The 20,451-nt window shown below is 72.8% G+C and carries 19 protein-coding genes; 15 read left to right on the plus strand and 4 right to left on the minus strand.

The window, feature by feature from the left end; genetic code table 11:
• Positions 1 to 296 precede the first annotated feature (296 nt).
• The 5 genes from ACZ3ZD_RS03890 (at position 297) to ACZ3ZD_RS03910 (ending at position 5,918) form a co-directional block, all read left to right on the plus strand.
• On the plus strand, positions 297 to 1,922 hold the full coding sequence (locus ACZ3ZD_RS03890) for a peptide ABC transporter substrate-binding protein (RefSeq protein ID WP_467393116.1): 1,626 nt from the start codon (positions 297 to 299) through the stop codon (positions 1,920 to 1,922).
• 6 nt (positions 1,923 to 1,928) lie between these two features.
• Positions 1,929 to 2,852, plus strand: a complete 924-nt coding sequence (locus tag ACZ3ZD_RS03895; protein WP_467393118.1) for an ABC transporter permease — start codon at positions 1,929 to 1,931, stop codon at positions 2,850 to 2,852.
• Positions 2,845 to 3,825, plus strand: coding sequence for an ABC transporter permease (locus tag ACZ3ZD_RS03900; protein WP_467393120.1), 981 nt, complete (start codon positions 2,845 to 2,847; stop codon positions 3,823 to 3,825). The genes ACZ3ZD_RS03895 and ACZ3ZD_RS03900 overlap by 8 nt, the downstream gene beginning before the upstream one ends.
• Before the next feature lie 100 nt (positions 3,826 to 3,925).
• On the plus strand, positions 3,926 to 4,900 hold the full coding sequence (locus ACZ3ZD_RS03905; RefSeq protein WP_467393122.1) for an ABC transporter ATP-binding protein: 975 nt from the start codon (positions 3,926 to 3,928) through the stop codon (positions 4,898 to 4,900).
• Positions 4,893 to 5,918, plus strand: coding sequence for an ABC transporter ATP-binding protein (locus ACZ3ZD_RS03910; RefSeq protein WP_467393124.1), 1,026 nt, complete (start codon positions 4,893 to 4,895; stop codon positions 5,916 to 5,918). The genes ACZ3ZD_RS03905 and ACZ3ZD_RS03910 overlap by 8 nt, the downstream gene beginning before the upstream one ends.
• A gap of 133 nt (positions 5,919 to 6,051) precedes the next feature.
• Here ACZ3ZD_RS03910 and ACZ3ZD_RS03915 read toward each other — a convergent pair whose 3' ends face one another.
• Positions 6,052 to 8,190: a S9 family peptidase gene (locus ACZ3ZD_RS03915; protein ID WP_467393126.1), complete on the minus strand. Its 2,139-nt coding sequence runs from the start codon at positions 8,188 to 8,190 to the stop codon at positions 6,052 to 6,054.
• A 172-nt stretch (positions 8,191 to 8,362) separates the two neighbouring features.
• Here ACZ3ZD_RS03915 and ACZ3ZD_RS03920 point away from each other — a divergent pair, with 172 nt between their 5' ends.
• The 8 genes from ACZ3ZD_RS03920 to ACZ3ZD_RS03955 all read left to right on the plus strand — a co-directional run bounded on the left by ACZ3ZD_RS03920 (position 8,363) and on the right by ACZ3ZD_RS03955 (position 16,167).
• Entirely contained in the window at positions 8,363 to 8,557 is a 195-nt protein-coding gene (locus ACZ3ZD_RS03920) for a hypothetical protein (protein ID WP_467393128.1), read from the plus strand.
• Between the two features lie 48 nt (positions 8,558 to 8,605).
• Entirely contained in the window at positions 8,606 to 9,502 is an 897-nt protein-coding gene (gene mshB, locus ACZ3ZD_RS03925; protein ID WP_467393130.1) for an N-acetyl-1-D-myo-inositol-2-amino-2-deoxy-alpha-D-glucopyranoside deacetylase, read from the plus strand.
• Complete coding sequence (locus ACZ3ZD_RS03930) at positions 9,499 to 9,915, plus strand: DUF6113 family protein (protein WP_467393132.1); 417 nt, start codon at positions 9,499 to 9,501, stop codon at positions 9,913 to 9,915. The genes mshB and ACZ3ZD_RS03930 overlap by 4 nt, the downstream gene beginning before the upstream one ends.
• A 157-nt stretch (positions 9,916 to 10,072) precedes the next feature.
• Positions 10,073 to 12,520 (plus strand): hypothetical protein, encoded by a 2,448-nt coding sequence (locus tag ACZ3ZD_RS03935; protein ID WP_467393134.1) that lies wholly within the window; start codon positions 10,073 to 10,075, stop codon positions 12,518 to 12,520.
• 182 nt (positions 12,521 to 12,702) lie between these two features.
• Positions 12,703 to 13,632 carry an ABC transporter ATP-binding protein gene (locus ACZ3ZD_RS03940; RefSeq protein ID WP_467393136.1) on the plus strand — a complete coding sequence of 310 codons (930 nt, stop codon included), beginning with the start codon at positions 12,703 to 12,705 and terminating at the stop codon, positions 13,630 to 13,632.
• Positions 13,629 to 14,369, plus strand: coding sequence for an ABC transporter permease (locus ACZ3ZD_RS03945; RefSeq protein WP_467393138.1), 741 nt, complete (start codon positions 13,629 to 13,631; stop codon positions 14,367 to 14,369). The genes ACZ3ZD_RS03940 and ACZ3ZD_RS03945 overlap by 4 nt, the downstream gene beginning before the upstream one ends.
• Before the next feature lie 5 nt (positions 14,370 to 14,374).
• Positions 14,375 to 15,556, plus strand: a complete 1,182-nt coding sequence (locus tag ACZ3ZD_RS03950) for a sensor histidine kinase (RefSeq protein ID WP_467393317.1) — start codon at positions 14,375 to 14,377, stop codon at positions 15,554 to 15,556.
• Positions 15,553 to 16,167, plus strand: coding sequence for a response regulator (locus tag ACZ3ZD_RS03955; protein WP_467393140.1), 615 nt, complete (start codon positions 15,553 to 15,555; stop codon positions 16,165 to 16,167). Before ACZ3ZD_RS03950 ends, ACZ3ZD_RS03955 begins: the two co-directional genes overlap by 4 nt.
• Before the next feature lie 9 nt (positions 16,168 to 16,176).
• On the opposite strand, the gene ACZ3ZD_RS03960 is transcribed toward ACZ3ZD_RS03955, so the two are convergent.
• Together ACZ3ZD_RS03960 and ACZ3ZD_RS03965 are read right to left on the minus strand one after the other, a co-directional pair.
• On the minus strand, positions 16,177 to 17,043 hold the full coding sequence (locus tag ACZ3ZD_RS03960) for a SirB1 family protein (RefSeq protein WP_467393142.1): 867 nt from the start codon (positions 17,041 to 17,043) through the stop codon (positions 16,177 to 16,179).
• A 29-nt stretch (positions 17,044 to 17,072) separates the two neighbouring features.
• Complete coding sequence (locus ACZ3ZD_RS03965) at positions 17,073 to 18,155, minus strand: GNAT family N-acetyltransferase (protein ID WP_467393319.1); 1,083 nt, start codon at positions 18,153 to 18,155, stop codon at positions 17,073 to 17,075.
• A gap of 140 nt (positions 18,156 to 18,295) precedes the next feature.
• On the opposite strand from ACZ3ZD_RS03965, the gene fdxA reads away from it, so the two are divergent.
• Both fdxA and ACZ3ZD_RS03975 read left to right on the plus strand, forming a co-directional pair.
• Positions 18,296 to 18,616: a ferredoxin gene (gene fdxA / locus ACZ3ZD_RS03970; protein ID WP_018561461.1), complete on the plus strand. Its 321-nt coding sequence runs from the start codon at positions 18,296 to 18,298 to the stop codon at positions 18,614 to 18,616.
• A 123-nt stretch (positions 18,617 to 18,739) separates the two neighbouring features.
• Positions 18,740 to 19,831: a bifunctional succinyldiaminopimelate transaminase/glutamate-prephenate aminotransferase gene (locus ACZ3ZD_RS03975; RefSeq protein WP_467393144.1), complete on the plus strand. Its 1,092-nt coding sequence runs from the start codon at positions 18,740 to 18,742 to the stop codon at positions 19,829 to 19,831.
• A 73-nt stretch (positions 19,832 to 19,904) separates the two neighbouring features.
• On the opposite strand, the gene ACZ3ZD_RS03980 is transcribed toward ACZ3ZD_RS03975, so the two are convergent.
• Positions 19,905 to 20,330, minus strand: coding sequence for an ATP-binding protein (locus tag ACZ3ZD_RS03980; RefSeq protein WP_467393146.1), 426 nt, complete (start codon positions 20,328 to 20,330; stop codon positions 19,905 to 19,907).
• Positions 20,331 to 20,451 lie beyond the last annotated feature (121 nt).

Genomic DNA, 20,451 nt, shown 5'->3' on the forward strand with positions numbered 1-20,451 from the left:
AATCAATCCGTGCTTCACTTCGGACCAACTGGGCAATTCGGGCAAGGAGTTCGATATGCGGACGGTGGTGTGTCGAAATGCGTACATCCCCCCGCCCCAATCCAACGTTTCGGCATCGTTACACGAAGATCTATTGCGCCGTACACCCAAGATCGTCGGAGTGGCGGACGGCCGGTGCCTGCATTCGGATGACGTGTCCCTCTAAAGGTCGTTCAATCGGACGGTAAGCATGCGATACATGTCATATGTGCCGATATTGACCAATATCGGGTCGGTGGGTACGGAGGAGGCACGGCATGCGGGGAGTCACGCGCGCCCGAGGGGCCGTATGCGCGGTGGCGGTGGGACTCGCCGCGGCCGGCTGCGGGGGTGGGGCCTCGGGCAGCGGTGGCGGCGCGGCGGTGCTCAGCTCCTCCTGGGGCGACCCGCAGAACCCGCTGGAGCCGGCCAACACCAACGAGGTGCAGGGCGGCAAGGTCCTCGACATGATCTTCCGGGGCCTGAAGAAGTACGACCCGAGGACCGGCAAGGCCACCGACATGCTCGCCGAGTCCATCACCACCAGGGACTCGCGGAACTTCACGATCCGGGTGAAGCGCGGCTGGACCTTCTCCAACGGCGAGAAGGTCACCGCCCACTCCTTCGTCGACGCCTGGAACTACGGGGCGAGCCTGAAGCACAACCAGAAGAACGCCTACTTCTTCGGTTACGTCGACGGATACGACAAGGTCCACCCCGGCAGCGGCACACAGACCTCCGACACCCTGTCCGGGCTGAAGGTGGTGGACGACCACACCTTCACCGTCCGGCTGCGCCAGACCTTCTCCGGCTTCCCCGACACCCTGGGCTACGCGGCCTTCGCCCCGCTGCCCCGCGCGTTCTTCACCGACCACGCGGGCTGGCTGAGCAAGCCGGTCGGCAACGGCCCCTACACCGTCGAGTCCTATACGAAGGGCTCGCAGATGTCCCTGCGGAAGTGGGCCGGCTACCCCGGCCCCGACAAGGCACGCAACGGCGGCGTGGACCTGAAGGTGTACACGGACAGCAACACCGCCTACACCGACCTGATGGCCGGCAACCTCGACCTGGTGGACGACGTGCCCGCCGCCCAGCTCAAGAACGTGAAGAGCGACCTGGGCGACCGCTACATCAACACCCCGGCCGGCATCATCCAGACCTTCGCCTTCCCCTACTACGACAAGGCCTGGAACAAGCCGGGCACCGAGAAGGTCCGCACCGGCCTGTCCATGGCGATCAACCGCAGGCAGATCACCGAGACCATCTTCGCCGGGACCCGCACCCCCGCGACCGACTGGACCTCGCCCGTCCTCGGCACCGCCGGCGGCTACAAGGCCGGCCTGTGCGGCAGGGCCTGCGCCTACGACCCGGCCGGCGCGAAGAAGCTGATCAAGGAGGGCGGCGGGATCCCCGGCGGCCAGGTCCGCATCACCTACAACGCGGACACCGGCTCGCACAAGGAGTGGGTGGACGCGGTGTGCAACTCCATCAACAACGCGCTGGGCGACGACAAGGCCTGCGTCGGCAACCCCGTCGGCACCTTCGCCGACTTCCGCAACCGGATCGGCCGGCACAAGATGCCCGGTCCCTTCCGGGCGGGCTGGCAGATGGACTACCCGCTCATCCAGAACTTCCTGCAACCGCTCTACTACACCGACGCCTCCTCCAACGACGGCAAGTGGTCGAACAAGGACTTCGACCGGCTCGTCGACCGGGCCAACGCGGAGACCGACCAGGGAAGGGCCGTCGGGCTGTTCCAGCGGGCGGAGGAGGTGGTCCGGGACACCATGGCCGCCATCCCGCTGTGGTACCAGAACGGCAGCGCCGGCTACTCCGAGCGGCTGTCCCACGTGGCGCTCAACCCCTTCAGCGTCCCCGTGTACAACGAGATCAAGGTCGGCTGAGCCGCCATGGGGCGCTACGTCGTCCGGCGACTGCTCCAGATGGTCCCGGTGTTCGTCGGGTCCACCCTGCTGATCTTCCTCATGGTGAACGTGATGGGCGACCCCGTCGCGGGCCTGTGCGGCGAGCGGCAGTGCGACCCGGCGACCGCCGCCCAGCTCAGGCGGGAGTTCGGCTTGGACAAGCCGCTCTGGCAGCAGTACGCCACCTACATGGGGAACGTCTTCACCGGCGACTTCGGTACGGCGTTCAACGGCCAGCGGGTCACCGAGCTGATGGCCACGGCGTTCCCGGTCACCATCCGGCTCACGGTCGTGGCCGTCCTGTTCGAGGTCGTCGTCGGCATCACGCTCGGCGTGCTGACCGGCCTGAGGCGCGGGCGGCCCGTCGACACCACCGTGCTGCTGCTGACCCTGGTGGTGATCTCCGTGCCCACCTTCGTCACCGGACTGCTGCTCCAGCTGCTGCTCGGGGTGGAGTGGGGCTGGATCAGACCGTCCGTCTCCCCGGACGCCGCGTTCGGCGAGCTGATCGTGCCGGGCCTGGTCCTCGCCTCCGTCTCCCTCGCCTACGTCACCCGGCTCACCCGCACCTCCCTCGCCGAGAACAGGCGGTCCGACTACGTCCGCACGGCCGTCGCCAAGGGCCTGCCCCGGCACCGGGTCGTCACCCGGCACCTGCTGCGCAACTCCCTCATCCCGGTGGTGACCTTCATCGGGACCGACATCGGCGCGCTGATGGGCGGGGCGATCGTCACCGAGCGGATCTTCAACATCCACGGCGTGGGCTACCAGCTGTACCAGGGCATCCTGCGCCAGAACACACAGACCGTCGTCGGCTTCGTGACCGTGCTCGTCCTGGTCTTCCTGGTCGCCAACCTCCTCGTCGACCTCCTGTACGCCGTACTCGACCCGAGGATCCGCTATGCCTGAACAGCCGTACGAGCCCGAGCGTGCGATCGCCGGCACCGGCATGGGCGGCGCGATGGACCTCGGGGCGAGCGAGGCGGCCACGCTGGAAGAGACGCCGGCGGGAGGGGGCGGCAGCGGTCCCGTGGGCCGGCCGCGCTCGCTGTGGTCCGACGCGTGGCGCGACCTGCGCCGCGACCCCGTCTTCCTGCTCTCCGCCCTGGTCATCCTCTTCCTGGTGGTCATCTCCCTGTGGCCCTCGGCGATCGCCTCCGGCAGCCCCCTGAGCTGCGACCTGGCCAAGGCCCGGGAGGGATCCCAGCCGGGGCATCCCTTCGGCTTCGACGGACAGGGCTGCGACGTCTACACGCGGACCGTCTACGGCGCCCGGGCGTCCGTCACGGTCGGGGTGCTGGCGACCCTGGGGGTGGCGGTGCTCGGTTCGGTGCTGGGCGGTCTCGCGGGCTACTTCGGCGGGCTGTGGGACGCGGTCCTGTCCCGGATCACGGACATCTTCTTCGCGATCCCGGTCGTCCTCGGCGGGCTCGTCCTCCTCTCCGTGGTGACCTCCAATACGGTCTGGCCGGTCATCGGGTTCATGGTGCTGCTCGGCTGGCCGCAGATCTCCCGGATCGCGCGCGGCTCGGTCATCACCGCCAAGCAGCACGACTACGTGCAGGCCGCCCGTGCCCTCGGCGCCTCCGACGCCCGCATCCTGCTGCGGCACATCACGCCGAACGCCGTCGCGCCGGTGATCGTCGTCGCGACCATCGCGCTCGGCACCTACATCGCCCTGGAGGCGACCCTGTCCTACCTCGGCGTCGGCCTCAAACCGCCCAGCGTCTCCTGGGGCATCGACATCTCCGCCGCCTCCCCCTACATCCGCAACGCCCCCCACGCCCTGCTGTGGCCCTCGGGCGCCCTCGCCCTCACGGTCCTGGCCTTCATCATGCTCGGCGACGCGATCCGCGACGCCCTGGACCCGAAGCTGAGGTGAGGGTGCGGTGACGCCGGAAGTCCGGGGTGGCGGGGCGTCGAGGGGTCCGGCCCGGCCAGGGGCGGTCGTGCCGTCCGTCCGAGAGTGAGGTGAGGTTCGCGTGCTGCTCGATGTGCGGGGGCTCGTGGTGGAGTTCCGGACCCGGGACGGGGTGGCGCATGCCGTCAACGGGGTGAGTTACGCGGTGGACGCGGGGGAGACGCTCGCCGTGCTCGGGGAGTCCGGTTCCGGGAAGTCCGTCACCGCGCAGGCGGTGATGGGGATCCTCGACATGCCACCGGGCCGGATCACCGGGGGGCGGATCCTGTTCCGGGGGCAGGACCTGCTGACGCTGAAGGGCGAGGAGCGGCGCCGGTACCGTGGCGCCGGGATGGCGATGATCTTCCAGGACGCGCTGTCCGCCCTGAACCCCGTCATGACCGTGGGCGACCAGCTCGGGGAGATGTTCGTCGTCCACCGGGGGATGTCGAAGAAGGACGCGCGGGCCAGGGCCGTCGAGCTGATGGAGCGGGTGCGGATCCCCGGCGCCGCGCAGCGGGTGCGGGACTACCCCCACCAGTTCTCCGGCGGGATGCGCCAGCGCATCATGATCGCCATGGCGCTGGCCCTGCAACCGGCGCTGATCATCGCCGACGAGCCCACCACCGCCCTCGACGTCACCGTCCAGGCCCAGGTGATGGACCTGCTCGCGGAGCTGCGGCGCGAGTACCGCATGGGGCTCATCCTCATCACCCACGATCTCGGCGTCGTCGCGGACGTCGCCGACCGCATCGCCGTGATGTACGCCGGCAGGATCGTCGAGTCCGCACCCGTCCACGCCATCTACCAGGCACCCGCCCACCCCTACACCCGGGGCCTGCTCGACTCCATCCCCCGCCTGGACCAGAAGGGGCAGCAGCTGTACGCCATCAAGGGCCTGCCGCCGAACCTCACCCGCATCCCGCCGGGCTGCTCCTTCCACCCGCGCTGCCCGATGGCCCGGGACGTGTGCCGTACCGACGAGCCGCCGCTCTACCAGGTGTCCGACGGCCGGGGCAGCGCCTGCCACTTCTGGAGGGAGTGCCTGGATGGCTGAGCCGATCCTCGAAGTGAGCGGTCTCGTCAAGCACTATCCCCTCACCCGGGGCGTGCTGTTCAGAAAGCAGATCGGCGCGGTGAAGGCCGTGGACGGCGTCGACTTCACCCTCGGCAGGGGCGAGACCCTCGGCATCGTCGGGGAGTCCGGCTGCGGCAAGTCGACGGTCGCCAAGCTGCTGTGCAACCTGGAGCGCCCGACCGCCGGGACCATCCGGTTCAAGGGCGAGGACATCACCCGGCTCTCCGGCAGGGCCCTGAAGGCCGTACGCCGGAACATCCAGATGGTCTTCCAGGACCCCTACACCTCGCTCAATCCCCGGATGACCGTGGGCGACATCATCGGGGAGCCGTACGACATCCACCCCGAGGCGGCCCCCAGGGGCGACCGCCGCCGCCGGGTGCGGGAACTGCTGGACGTGGTCGGCCTCGACCCGGAGTACATCAACCGCTACCCGCACCAGTTCTCCGGCGGCCAGCGCCAACGCATCGGCATCGCACGGGGGTTGGCCCTGCGCCCCGAGATCATCGTCGCCGACGAACCGGTGTCCGCGCTGGACGTCTCGGTCCAGGCCCAGGTGGTCAACCTGCTGGACCGGCTCCAGGCGGAGTTCGACCTGTCGTACGTCTTCATCGCGCACGACCTGTCCATCGTCCGGCACATCTCGGACCGGATCGCGGTGATGTACCTCGGCCGCATCGTGGAGACCGGCCGCGACAGCGAGATCTACGACCACCCGACCCACCCCTACACCCAGGCCCTGCTCTCCGCCGTGCCCGTGCCCGACCCCGGGGCCCGCGAGCGCCGTGAGCGGATCATCCTGAGCGGTGACGTGCCCTCGCCGACGGACATCCCCTCCGGCTGCCGCTTCCGCACCCGCTGCTGGAAGGCGCGGGAGCGCTGCGCCCAGGAGGTCCCCGCGCTCGCCGTGCCGGCCGCCTTCCATGGCACCTCCGGCCCCGCGGCCCACCCCTCGGCGTGCCACTTCGCGGAGGACCGGCAGGTCGTACCGCCGTGAGCGAGCGCGGGCGCACGGCAGCGGGCCGGGACGACATGGTCGCCCCGGCCCGCTTACGGCACCCGCACGGCCGTACGCTGATCAGCCTCGCGTGTCCGTATATCGGTACCGCGTCCGCGAAGTTGCCTCCGTGTTAACGCAGTTCACCCCCGGTCGGCCCGGGCAGGGAGCGCCGGAGGAAGTCCAGCTGGAGCCGCAGCAGGTTCTCCGCGACCGTCTCCTGCGGGGTCATGTGGGTCACCCCGGACAGCGGCAGCACCTCGTGCGGGCGGCCGGCGGCCAGCAGGGCGGAGGAGAGGCGCAGGGAGTGGGCGACGACCACGTTGTCGTCCGCGAGACCGTGGATGATCATCATCGGGCGGTGCGGCCCGGCCGGGTCGACCAGGCCCGCGTCGTCGATCAGCGAGTTGCGCCGGTAGACCTCCGGCTGCTTGTTCGGGTCGCCGAGGTAGCGCTCCTGGTAGTGGGTGTCGTACAGCCGCAGGTCGGTCACCGGGGCGCCGACGACCGCCGCGTGGAAGACGTCCGGGCGGCGCAGCACCGCCAGCGCCGCCAGGTAGCCGCCGAAGGACCAGCCGCGGATCGCCACCCGGCCCAGGTCCAGCGGGTACCGCTCGGCGAGCGCGTGCAGCGCGTCGACCTGGTCCTGGAGCACGACGGCCGCCAGGTCGTCCCGGACGGCCTTCTCCCAGGCCGGCGAGCGGCCCGGAGTGCCCCGGCCGTCGGCGACGACGACCGCGAAGCCCTGGTCGGCGAACCACTGGGAGGTGAGGTGGGCGTTGTGCGCGGCGGCCACCCGCTGGCCGTGCGGGCCGCCGTAGGGGTCCATGAGGACCGGCAGGGGAGTGTCACCGTGGTAGTCCCGTGGCATAAGCACGGCGCACGGAATTCGGCGTGCGCCCCCTTCGGTGAGGGTCACCCGCGGGGACAGACCGGGATCTTCGGCGTACGACCGGACAGTGGCCGTCGGTTTTCCGTCGCACAGCACCCGGGCCCGCGTGCCCGGCCGGTCCAGGGTGGCGGACACCAGGACCGTCACGTTCCCGGACCGCACCGCCGTGTGCACACCCGGCTCCTGCGACACGCGTTCCACGCCCAGTTCGTTCACCCGGTACACATGGACTTCGCCAATCTCCAGTGCCTCGGCCTCCGGGCCGGAAGAGGCGGAAACGAGGACGTCCACCGCACCCACGTCCAGTACGGCCCGAATGTGCAACTGACCGCTGGTCAAAGGCCGTTCGCCGACCGTCAGCACCCGTGCGCCGGCCTCGTCCGCGACCCGGACGAGCTGCCCGGAGCGGCTCCAGCAGGGCACACCGGCGAACAGTTCCAGCCAAGTTGGATCTTCGTCGGCGTGCACCATGCGGGTCGCCCCGGTATCCGGGTCCACCGCCAGGAACAGCTGGCTGCGCTGGTCCCGCGCCTGCACGAGCAGCAGCGGCGCACCCGCCTCCGACCAGTGCACACGCGCCAGGTACGGATAGCGGGACCGGTCCCATGCGACCTCCGTGCGCTCCCCGCCCAGGCCGATGACGAACAGGCGCACGTCCGCGTTCGGCGTGCCCGCAGCGGGGTACCCGACCCGGCTCGGCTCCCGCTCCGGGCGGGCCGGATCCGCGATCCACCACCGCTGCACCGGCGTGTCGTCCACGCGCGCCACGAGCAGCCGGTCCGACCCCGGCGCCCACCAGAACCCCCGCGAGCGCGCCATCTCCTCGGCCGCGACGAACTCCGCGAGGCCGTAGGAGACGTCCGCCGACTCCGGCTCGGCCAGCGCCCGGTCGCCGTCCCCCTCGGCGCCCACCACCCTGAGCGCGCCCCGGGCGACGTACGCGACGTGCCGTCCGTCGGGGGACGGACGCGGGTCGACCACCGGCCCCTGGGCCGGGAGTTCACGGGCCGTGCCGGCCCGCAGCTCCGCCGTGAAAAGCCGCCCTGACAAGGCGAAAGACGCCAACTCCAGGGCACTGTCGGTGGCATAGCCGACGATGCCGGCGCCGCCCTCGCGGCTACGCTCCCGGCGGGCCCGCTCCTCGGGCGGCAGTTCCTCGGCCGCGCCGTGCAGGAGGGCGCCGGGGTCGGCCGCGAGGCGCTCGGTGCCCTCCGGAAGGTCCAGTACCCACAGGGAGTTGGCCCGGTCGGTGCCGGAGCCGGAACGCAGGAACGCGACACGCGAACCGTCGGGTGCCACGGTGAACGCACGCGGCGCGCCGAGCGTGAACCGCTGGGTCCGGGCGTGCCGACGGGGGAAGGAGTCAGCCTCGGTCGTCATGCCCCGACCATATTGGCCATGCGCCCCCTTGTGCGGCCGTGCGCCGACCGATGCGCGAGTACGGATAGTTATGATCACTACCGCAGAGTGGGTATGAACCTGCTGGCATCTGCATGGATTTGCTCAACTGATCTAGAACCCGCGTCCCTGGGATCTTTGGAGGTGAGCCGCCGTGGCACTCTCGATTTCGGCGGTGGTGCTGCTGGCGATCATCGTCTTCCTGCTGATCAAGAAGTCGGGGCTGAAGGGCGGCCATGCCGTCATCTGCGTCCTGCTCGGCTTCTATCTCGCCTCCTCGACCGTCGCCCCCACGATCAGCCAGCTGACGACCAACGTCGCCAGCATGATCGGCAGCATCAAGTTCTGACGGCCGCCGTCCCGGGGGCCGGCGCGGGGACCTCGTAGGGTGGTTCCCATGACGGAACTGCCCTCCCGGCGTCTTCTCCTGGTGCACGCGCACCCGGACGACGAGTCGATCAACAACGGCGCGACCATGGCCAGGTACGCGGCCGAGGGTGCCCACGTCACCCTGGTCACCTGCACCCTGGGGGAGCACGGCGAGGTCATCCCGCCGGAGCTGCGGCACCTGACGGGCCCCGCGCTCGGCGCGCACCGGCGCGGCGAGCTGGCCGCGGCCCTGGCCGCGCTCGGGGTCACGGACGGCCGGCTGCTCGGCGGCGCCGGGCGGTACGGCGACTCCGGGATGACGGGCCTCGCCGAGAACGCCGACCCCGGCTGCTTCTGGCAGGCCGACGTGGACGAGGCGGCCGGCCGGCTCGCCGAGGTGATCCTGGAGGTCCGCCCCCAGGTCCTCGTGACCTACGACGACAACGGTGGCTACGGGCACCCGGACCACATCCAGGCCCACCGCGTCGCCATGCGCGCGGTCGACCTCGCGGCCGAACGCGGCCACCGCGTCGCCAAGGTGTACTGGAACCGCGTCCCGCGCTCCGTCGCCGACGCCGCCTTCGCCCGCCTCCAGGACGAGCTGGCCGCACTGCCGTTCGACAAGGCCGCGTCCGTGGACGACGTACCCGGCGTGGTGGACGACGAGCGGATCACCGCGACGATCGACGGCACCGCGTACGCCGCCGCCAAGGCCGCCGCGATGCGCGCCCACGCCACCCAGATCGAGGTGGCCGGGTCCTGCTTCGCGCTCTCCAACGCGCTCGCCCAGCCGCTGTTCACCACCGAGTACTACGAGTTGGTGCGCGGTCAGGGGCAGCCCGGCGAGACCGACCTGTTCGCCGGACTCGACCTCGGTCTCGACCGCGGCGTCGGCGTCGGCCCCGGTCTCGGGGAGGCGTCGTGAGCGGCGGCGGGAACGGCTCCCTGCTCACCCAGCCGCTGCGCCCGCCCTCCGCCGGCCGGGCCGCCGCCCTCGTCGGCCTGTTCCTGCTCGGCGCGCTCGTGGGCCTCGCCGGGGCCCTGCTGCAGGCCGCCTGGTTCCCCGGCGGGCTGCTGCTCGCCCTCGCCGGCGCCGCCGGGGCCTTCCTCGGCGGCGCGTACGCCACCGCGAGCCGGGGCGGGGCGGTCGCCCCGGCGGCGGGCTGGATCGTCGCCGTCGTCCTGCTCACCACCACACGGCCCGAGGGCGACTTCCTGTTCGGCGCGGGCGGCGGCTCCTACCTCTTCCTGCTCGGCGGCATGGCCCTCGCTGTGATCTGTGCCACCGTCGGCGCCGGGCGGCAACCTCGCGGCGGCACCGCCCGACTTGGGAAGTGACGTACCACTTCGCCGTGCGGCGCCCGTGCGAGTCCCGTGTGGGTTTCCTCGGCGGTCATGGGATAAGCGCCAGAAGTGGCCAGTATGGTGGTGCGCGCCGCCGAGCCGCCCGCAGTGAGGTCGTCACGGGCGGTGGAGCCAACCGGGAGAACCTGCCTTGAGTCGTGAAACTGACACTCCGTCCTCCGGGCCCGACGGGCGCGGCGGAGCCGCATACCCCTCCGGCACGCCGCCGTACGGGACCCCCATGGTTTCCGACGACGGTACGGGCGCGGGCCGTTCGGGCACGCGACCGGAGGAGAAGAAGACCGAGACCACGCTGACGACCCGGATCCGGATCAACATCCCCGGTTCCCGGCCCATCCCGCCGGTCGTCGTGCGCAAGCCCGTCGGGGACGGCGAGGGCGCAGGAGGCGAGGCGCCCGCCGCCGAGCCACGGCCCGCCGCCGACCGGACGCCCGCCGGCACCCCCGCCGCCGAGGCCCCGGCCGACCCCGCGGCCCCGGCGGAGGAGAAGACCAGCGACTGGTTCGCGCCCCGCAAGTCCTCGGCGCCCAAGGCCGGTCCGGGCGGCGGCGGCACGAACGGCGCCGGGATCCCCGGCGGTTCCGCCGCCCCGGCCTCCGCCACCGGTGCGCCGGGCAGCCGTACGAGTGGTCCGGGAGCGCCCGGCGCGACGGGTACCACCGGCGCACGCCCGGGCGGCGGCCGTCCCGGCGGTGTCGTCGGCTCCATGAGCGTGCCGGGCGGCTCCCGCTCCGGCGGGACGAACGGCAAGGGCCTGCCCGGCGCCACCGGCGGCCCCGTCGCCCCGGGCCACGGCGGCGGCACCGGCTCCTTCGACGTGACCGAGGCACTGACCGGGGGCCCGCTGGGCGGTTCCCGCCCCGGCCCGGCCGGCTCCGGCGAGTCCCGCCGTGACGGCCTGCCGTACTTCTCGGACCAGGCGGGCCACGCGAACGGCGCGAACCACCCGGACAACGCGGCCGACCCGGCCCACGCGAACCGTGCGGGCAACGGCGACCGGGACGGCTTCGGCGCCGGCCCGGCGGGCGCCGGCGGCCAGGGCTTCGGCGGCGGCGCGGCCGCCGCCCCCGGACACGACGGCTACGGCGGTGCGGCGGGCGGTGCCCACGGGCACGGCGGCGCCAGCGGCTACAACGGGCCCGGCGGCCACGGCGGACCCGGCGGCCCGCAGGGCCCGGCCGGCCCCACCGGCGGCCCGGTCACCGGCGACGGCACCCTGGTGCCGCCGGCCGCGGGCGGCTTCGGCGCGGGACCGGGCTTCGGCGCGGGCCCCGGCGAGCCCTTCGACGGCCCCTCCGGCGCCGCCCACGGCCGCCGCGGCACCCCGCCCGGCCGTGGCGCCCTCGCGGACATCGCCGACCGCGCCGGCACCGGCGCGCCCGCGGGCCGTGGCCCCGGTGGCGGGCTGAGCGACGACACCGCGATCCTCACCCCGCAGAAGCCGGCCCCCGAGCCGGGCACGCCCGGCTACCGCTCCCCGGCCGCCGACAACGTCTCCGGACAGACCGTCACCAGCGGTATCCCGGTCGTCCCGGGCGGGGGGAACACCCCGTTCGGCGGCCGTGCCGACGGCCCGGCGGCGCCCGCCGCGCCCCAGCAGGCGTCCGCGCCCAAGGCGGCGGCCAAGCCGACGAAGAAGGGCCGCAGCAAGCTGATGCTGCTCGCCGTCGGCGTGGTCGTCGTGGCGGGCGGTGCGTACGGCGCCGGCCTGCTGATGAACCACACCGACGTGCCCAAGGGCACCACCGTGCTCGGTGTCGACATCGGCGGCGGCACCCGCGACGAGGCCGTCAGGAAGCTGGACGACGCCTTCGGCAGCCGGGTGAACAAGCCGCTGAAGCTGTCCGTGGGCGGCAACACCGTCAGCCTGACGCCGGAGAACGCGGGCCTGCAGTTCGACTACCAGGCGACCGTGAGCGAGGCCGCGAAGAGCGACTACAACCCGGTGCACGTCGTCGGCTCGCTCTTCGGGCAGAAGCGCGTGGTGCAGCCGGTCATCCCGGTGGACGAGGAGAAGCTCCAGGCCGCCCTCCAGCAGGCCGGCGGCGGCTCCGGCTCGGTCACGGACGGCACCATCAAGTTCGAGTCCGGCAAGGCCGTGGCCGTCTACGGCAAGGCGGGCAAGGCCATCGACGCCGGCCGCTCGACCAGCGCGGTCGAACACGCCTACCGCACCCTGGTGGAGCAGGGCGCCGCGCCCCCGGTCACGGTGCCGACCACCACCAGGCAGCCCACGGTGTCGAACGCCGAGGTCGACCGGGAGCTGAGGGAGTTCGCCAAGCCCGCGATGTCCGGCCTGGTCCGGGTGCAGACCGACGCGGTGCACAGCATCCCGTTCGGCCCGCTGTCGCTGCCGAAGATCATCAGCTTCAAAGCCGTCGACGGCAAGCTCGTGGACACGTACGACCTCAAGGCGCTCAAGAACGCCTACGGCAGCACCTTCGACGGCGTGCAGATCCAGACCGCGACCGGGAAGCGGGGCGTCCTGCCGGAGGACGTCGTCGCGGCGCTGCGCAAGGCACTGCGCGGCAAGACGGCCGCGGAGCGGACCGGGGTCATCGACACCAACCCCAGCTAGGTACTTCCTTCCGGACCAGGTCGGCTCGAGCGGGCCCGGCCGGCCGCTTCCAGGGGGGCGCCCTTTCCTCAAGAGGGGCGCCCCCTCGCCGTACCGTCACCCGATCCGGGTGACATCTGTCATCCGGCACCCAGGACCGCCGACACTGCCGGCACCGCCGCCGTTTCGGCCAGCATGGACCCATGACGACGACAGCGGCACCCGGAACCACCACCCCGGTGGTCGGGTTCGACCAGGTGACCAAGACGTACGGGAGCGTGCGGGCCGTGGACGGCCTCTCGCTCCGGCTGTACCCGGGCGAGACCGTCGCCCTCCTCGGCCCCAACGGGGCCGGCAAGTCCACCACCCTGGACCTGCTCCTCGGGCTCAAGCAGGCCGACAGCGGCACGGTGAGCCTGTTCGGCACGAGCCCGCGCGAGGCGATCGTGGCCGGCCGGGTCGGCGCGATGCTCCAGAGCGGCGGCCTGATGGACGGCGTCACCGTGGCCGAGATGGTGCAGCTGGGCTGCTCGCTGCACCCGCGGCCGTACCCGGTGTCCGACGTGCTGGCCCGGGCCGGCATCGCACAGATCGCCGACCGCAAGGTCGACAAGCTCTCCGGCGGCCAGGCCCAGCGGGTCCGGTTCGCCCTCGCCACCGCCGGCGACAGCGACCTGATCATCCTGGACGAGCCGACCACCGGCATGGACGTCTCCGCCCGCCAGTCCTTCTGGGCCACCATGCGCGAACAGGCCGACCAGGGCCGTACGGTCCTCTTCGCCACCCACTACCTGGAAGAGGCCGACGCCATCGCCGACCGGGTGCTGGTGCTGCACCGGGGGCGGCTGCTCGCCGACGGCACCGCCGCCGAGATCAAGGCCAAGGCGGGCGCCCGCCGCGTCGCCTTCGACCTGGAGGGCCGCATCGACGAGACCGCCCTGCGGGACCTGCCGTTCCTGACCTCCCTCGACGTGTCGGGCCAGACGGTCCGCATCCAGTCGTCCGACGCCGACGCGACCGTGCACGCCCTGTACGGCCTCGGTGTCTACCCCCGCAATCTCGAAGTCGCCGGGCTCGGTCTGGAGCAGGCCTTCGTCGCCATCACGGAGGCCGAGGAGGCCAAGCAGTCGTGAACAGCCTGATCAAGCTGGAGATCACCCGCGCCCTGCGCAACCGCAAGTTCCTGTTCTTCTCCGTGATCTACCCCGCGGGACTGTTCCTGCTCGTCGCGGGCAACGCCGACAGCCGCACCACGATCGACGGCACGGGCCTCACCCTGCCGACGTACATGATGGTCTCCATGGCCTCCTTCGGGGCCCTGACCGCCGTCCTGATGGGCAACAGCGAGCGCATCGCCAAGGAACGCGAGAGCGGCTGGGTACGGCAGCTGCGGCTGACCACCCTGCCCGGGCGCGGCTACGTCCTCGCCAAGACCGCCAGCGCGGCCGTGGTGAGCCTGCCGGCCATCCTGGTCGTGTTCGTGGTCGCCGCGGCGGTGAAGGACGTACGTCTGGACGCCTGGCAGTGGTTCGCCCTGAGCGGTGCCATCTGGGCCGGCAGCCTGGTGTTCGCCGCGCTCGGCGTCGCCCTCGGCTACCTCGCCAGCGGGGACGCCGTCCGCCCCATCACCATGATCATCTACTTCGGTCTGTCCATGCTGGGCGGCCTGTGGATGCCGACGACCACCTTCCCGCAGTGGCTGCAGGACATCGCCAAGTGGCTGCCCACCCACGCGTACGCTTCCCTGGGACGGGCGATAGAGCAGAGCCAGGCCCCGCAGGCACAGGACCTCGCCGTCCTCGCCGTCTCGTTCGTCCTGTTCGCGGGCGGCGCGGCCTGGCTGTACCGGAAGGACACGCTGAAGGCGTGAGCACGATGACCGAGGACCGGACCGGGATGCCGAGCCACACACCAGTGGGCTGGCCGCCGGGCAACCGGCGCCAGGTGCTGGTCAAGACGCTGTGGATCGGGATCTGGCTGGTCTTCCTCAGCTCGCCGGTCGAGGACCTGGTCAACGGCGGACACGGCACCGGCGCGACCGTGGCCGGCTCGCTCGGCCTCACCGTCTTCGTCGGGGTCTACCTGGCGCTGGTGTACCGCAACATCGGCCGGCCCTTCACCCCGCGGGTCGTGCTCACGCTGGGCGGCGTCCTCGGCGTCCTCGCCCCCGTACTGGCCTACGCCCTGGGCCGCGCCTGGCTGGGCCTCTTCGTCTACCTGGCGGTCGCCTGGGGGGCCACCCTGCCCCTGCGGGCGGCCTACTGGGCCATCCCGGCCTCCGGCCTGGTGATGTACCTCGTGGGCCTGCACTCGGACGAGAAGGAGGCCCGCGGCCTGCTGTTCCTGGTGCTGCTGATCGGATTCGCGATGACCGGTGTAGGCCAACTCGTCCGCACGACGATCGAGTTGCGCAAGGCCCGGGCCACCGTCGCCCAGCTCGCCGCCAACGAGGAGCGCCTGCGCCTCGCCCGCGACCTGCACGACCTGCTCGGCCACTCGCTGTCGCTGATCACGCTGAAGAGCGAGCTGGCCGGCCGGATGCTGCCCGGCCACCCCGACAAGGCGGCCCAGCAGGTCGCCGACATCGAACAGGTCAGCCGGCAGGCCCTGGTCGACGTCCGGGAGGCCGTCACCGGCTACCGGCGGCCCAGGCTCGCCGCCGAACTCGCCGGCGCCCAGGTCGCCCTGGCCGCCGCCGGGGTCGCGGCCGAGGTGCCCGCCGACCCCGACCTCGCCGGCGTCCCCGAGGAGGCCGAGGCCGCGCTCGCCTGGGCGCTGCGCGAGGCGGTCACCAACGTGGTCCGGCACAGCGGCGCCGGCCGCTGCGCCGTCGGGCTGCTGCGCCGCCAGACCCTGGACGGCCCGGTGCTCGAACTGTGCGTCGAGGACGACGGGTCCGGCGGCTCGGGCGCGGGCCCCGGCAACGGCCTGACCGGGCTGACCGAGCGGCTGGAGAAGGCCGGCGGCAGCCTGGAGGCGGGCCGGGTCAGGCACGGGTTCCGGCTGGTCGCCCGCGTGCCCACGGCCCCCGGGGCCGACGTAGGATCCGGGGCATGACGAGCACGATCAAGGTCCTCCTCGCCGAGGACCAGTCGATGGTCCGCGAGGCGCTGGCCGCGCTGCTCGGCCTGGAGGACGACATCGAGGTCGTCGCCCAGGTCGCGCGCGGCGACGAGGTGCTCGCGGCGGTCGGCGCGCACGGCGTGGACGTCGCACTGCTCGACATAGAGATGCCCGGCTGCACCGGCATCGAGGCCGCGGCCCGGGTGCGCAGGGAGTTCCCGCGGGTCAGACTGGTCGTCCTCACCACCTTCGGCCGGCCCGGCTACCTGCGCAGCGCCATGGAGGCGGGCGCCGACGCCTTCCTCGTCAAGGACGCCCCGGCCGCTCAGCTCGCCGAGGCGATCCGCAAGGTGCTGGCCGGCGAGCGGGTCATCGACCCCACGCTGGCCGCCGCCGCGCTCGCCGAGGGCGCGAACCCGCTCACCGAACGCGAACGCGAGGTGCTCCGCGCGGCGGCCGACGGCTCCACCAACGCCGAACTGGCCCGGGCCCTGCACCTCTCGCAGGGCACGGTCCGCAACTACCTCTCCACCGCCATCCAGAAGCTGGCGGCACGCAACCGGGCCGAGGCGGTACGCATCGCCCGCGACAAGGGATGGCTGTGACCGCCGGGCTCAGTTGAGCTTGGCCCGTGCCGTGCCCGCCTCCTGGCGCACCTTGCGCGCGGCCGACTCGTCCACCACCTCGATCAGGTCGGCATAGTGCTCCAGTTCCTCGGCACCGGCGACGAACTGCCCGCGCTGCACCAGCAGTTGCCCTCGCTCGTAGCGCAGCCGCGCCGGGTGCGAGGGGATGAGCAGCGCCAGCTCCACGGCCCGCAGAGCGACATCGGACCGCTCCGGCCGCGCCGCCGCCCACGCCCGGATGTTGTTCAGGATGCGCTGTACGACGTCCAGCGGCGGCGCCGGCTCCAGCATCGAGGGGTCCAGCGGCGCGCCCGTCGAGCCCGCCACCAGCAACTCGGCGTCCGTCCCGGTCAGCACCCGGCCGCCGTCGAACGGATCGGCCAGCACCTGCTCGTCCGCCGTGCCGAACCCGACCACGAAGTGCCCCGGCAGCGCGACCCCGTACACCGGGGCGCCCGCCCGCCGCGCGACCTCCAGCCACACCACCGACAGCAGGATCGGCAGCCCGCGCCGCCGCCGCAGCACCTCGTGCAGCAGGGAGGACTCCAGCCGCTGGTAGTCGCCGGGCGTCCCGTGGAACGCGTAGCGGGCGCCGAGCAGCCGGTGTACGGCCTCCGCCCACGCGCGCGGCCCGCCCGGCCGGTAGGGCAGCTCGCCCGCCAGCCGGTCCAGCTCGGCCTGTGCGGCGTCGATGCCGGTCTCGTCCAGCGAGCCGTCCGCCTCCGCGCCGATCAGCAGGCACAGCGCCGAGATGTCCGGCCGCTCGGCCCTGGCCTCCTCGGCGAACCGCCGCCGCAGCTCGGCGGAACGTTCCGGCGGGGGCGGGTACGGGGGCGGGAGATACGGGTGGTTCATGCCAGGCTCATGCCCTTCCACGGCGCGTTCTACGGGCGCCCGGCGCGGACGGATGCCTCCGGTCCGCCGGGCGGCTCGGTGTCCGTCCTCCGGTCCGCCTCCCGGCCGCCGTGCTCCCCGGGGGCCCGGTAGTGGTGGTAGGCGTGGTGCGGCAGGAAGCCGAGGGCGCGGTACAGGGCCCGGCCGCCCTCGTTGTCCGTCTCCACCTGGAGCCAGGCCGCCGAGGCGCCCTCGTCCAGGGCGCGCCGGGCCAGCGCGGCCATCACCTCGGTGGCCAGCCCCTGCCGCCGCCGCCCGGGGTCCACCTCCACCGCGGCGAACCCGGCCCACCGCCCGTCCACGACACACCGGCCGATCGCCGCCGGCGGCTCACCCTCGCCGGCGCCGGGCACGGACGCGAACCACACCGACGGGCCTCCGCCGAGCACCCGCAGGGCCACCTCGCCGATCCCCTTGCGCCGGTACCGGGCCAGCCACGCCTCGTCCGCCGTCCGGGACAGGACCACCCCCGCGCCGCCGGCCCGGTCCGCGACCGGCGCCACCGCCCCGGTCCACAGCTCGGCGGTCACCTCGCGCACCCAGCCGCGCCGCTCCAGCTCCGCGCACAGCACCTCCTGCGTGCCCTCGGCGCCGGTCGCGGTCTGCACGTAGGCGGGCAGGCCCCGCTCGCCGTACCAGCGGCGCACGGCCGCCAGGGCCGTGTCCAGCGGCAGACCGGGATCGCCGAGCGGCAGCACGCTGTTGGCCCGGCGCGTGAACCCGCCGGCCGCCCGCAGCTCCCACTCGCCCAGCCGCTCGCTCTCCACCGGCCGCCAGGCGCGCGCGGTGACACGGGCGAGTTCCGGGTACGTGGCGGCGGGACCCCGGCGCCGCGCCGGTGCGGCCGGCACCACCTTGCCCGCCACCAGCGTGTTCTCCGGAATCCGTACCGTTTCACCGTCCCGCCGTGTGATCATGAGCACGCCCGTGTTCCATGATGTGAGAACACCCACCGTGTCGGTGAACTTCTCCGATGCGGGACCGGGTTCGCCCAAGCGTCGTACGGAGACCCGTTTGCCCACGTCAGCAGGGGTGATTCGGACCTCCAGGCGTCCTTTCGCCGAGAATTCCACTGGTCGGTTCACCCCTCCTGTTCGGATCACGCTCCGGAACGGAGATACTAGGGGCGGGCATCGACGACGCCGCGCTCCCGCGCGCCAGGCGGCGGAGCCTGAGGAGGCCCGCCAGCGCCCTATCGAGGAGGAACGACAGCGTGACCTACGTCATCGCGCAGCCTTGTGTCGACGTGAAGGACAAGGCGTGCATCGAGGAGTGCCCGGTCGACTGCATCTACGAGGGCCAGCGGTCCTTGTACATCCACCCGGACGAATGCGTCGACTGTGGTGCCTGTGAGCCGGTCTGCCCGGTCGAGGCGATCTTCTACGAGGACGACACTCCGGAGGAGTGGAAGGACTACTACAAGGCGAACGTCGAGTTCTTCGACGAGCTCGGCTCGCCCGGCGGTGCCAGCAAGCTGGGTCTGATCGAGCGGGACCACCCGTTCATCGCCGCGCTGCCGCCGCAGGGCGAGTGACCGTCTGAGCGCCAAGCGGCCGCCATACCGCGCCGCCTCGGTCCCGTACGGCCCGATCGTCCCGATCACCGCCGTACGGGACCGAGGCGTTTGCCGCACCGTAGGAAAGTGAGCCTGATTCCCGTGTCCGCAGTCTCCGACCGCCTGCCCGCCTTCCCGTGGGACAAGCTGGCCCCGTACAAGAAGACGGCCGAGGCCCACCCGGACGGCATCGTCGACCTCTCCGTCGGCACCCCGGTCGACCCGGTCCCCGAGCTGGTGCAGAAGGCCCTGATCGACGCGGCCGACTCCCCGGGCTACCCGACCGTCTGGGGCACCCCGGCCCTGCGCGACGCGATCACCGGCTGGCTGGAGCGCCGCCTGGGCGCCCGCGGGGTCACCCACCGCCATGTGCTGCCGGTCGTCGGCTCCAAGGAACTGGTGGCCTGGCTGCCGACCCAGCTCGGCCTCGGCCCCGGCGACAGGGTCGCCTACCCGCGCCTGGCCTACCCCACCTACGAGGTCGGCGCCCGCCTCGCCCGCGCGGACCACGAGGTCTACGACGACCCGCGCGACCTGGACCCGGCCGGGCTGAAGCTGCTCTGGCTGAACACCCCGTCCAACCCGACGGGCCGGGTCCTCGGCAAGCGGGAGCTGACGGACATCGTCGCCTGGGCCCGCGCCCACGGCGTCCTGGTCCTGTCCGACGAGTGCTACCTGGAGCTGGGCTGGGAGGCCGACCCGGTCTCGGTGCTGCACCCGGACGTCAACGGCGGTTCCTACGACGGCCTCGTCGCCGTCCACTCGCTGTCCAAGCGGTCCAACCTGGCGGGCTACCGCGCGGCCTTCGTCGCCGGTGACCCGGCCGTCCTGGGCCCGCTGCTGGAGATCCGCAAGCACGGCGGCATGATGACCTCCGCGCCGACCCAGGCCGCGGTCGTGGCGGCGCTCGGCGACGACGCCCACGTGCACGAGCAGCGCGCGCGCTACGCGGCCCGCCGCGAGGCCCTGCGCGCGGCACTCCTGGCGGCCGGCTTCCGCATCGAGCACAGCGAGGCCAGCCTCTACCTGTGGGCCACCCGGGACGAGTCCTGCTGGACCACGGTCGCCGACCTCGCCGCCCGGGGCATCCTGGTGGCGCCGGGCGACTTCTACGGCGAGGCGGGCGGGAACCACGTCCGCGTGGCCTTCACGGCGACGGACGAACGCGTCCGGGCCGCGGTCTCCCGCCTGTGAACCACCGCTGACACGCGAAGGCCGACGGGGCCCGGGAGACGATCCCGGGCCCCGTCGGCCGTGGAAGCGGGGCTCAGCCGCCCAGCGGCAGGCCCTTGGCCGGCAGGGACGACGTCGGCAGCGACGAGGTCGGCAGGGACGAGGTCGGCAGGCCGCCCTTGGTGAGCGAGTCCGTCGGCAGCCCACCCTTGGCCGCACCGGTGGCGGCGTTCCCCAGGACGCCCACGGCACCGCCGCCGGTCCTGCCCGCGGCCGGCACCGCCTGCTTGACCGCCTGGCCGCCCGCGCCGCCCGCGACCGAGGTGACGCCGCTCGCGGCGCCTTCGACGGTGTTGCCGACGTGCGCCCCGTCCAGCGCGGTCAGACCGCCCAGGTTCGGGGTGGCCACCGGCAGGTTCGTGGCCGCTCCGGCGGAGCCGGCCGCACCGACCCCGGCGGCCGCTCCCGCTGCGACGAGCAGCGCGGCACGGGCGATCCGGCGGGTCAGGGGGAGGGTCATGATGCTCCATTCGACGGGAGGAAAACGGTGTGTGTCCCGAGTCCGTGTCCGGCTCGGACGCCGTGACTACCGCTCGAAGCCCGCGAAGGTTGCGGACGCCCCGGGTAAAGAATGGATAACG

The organism is Streptomyces sp. NPDC023481, assembly GCF_055560195.1.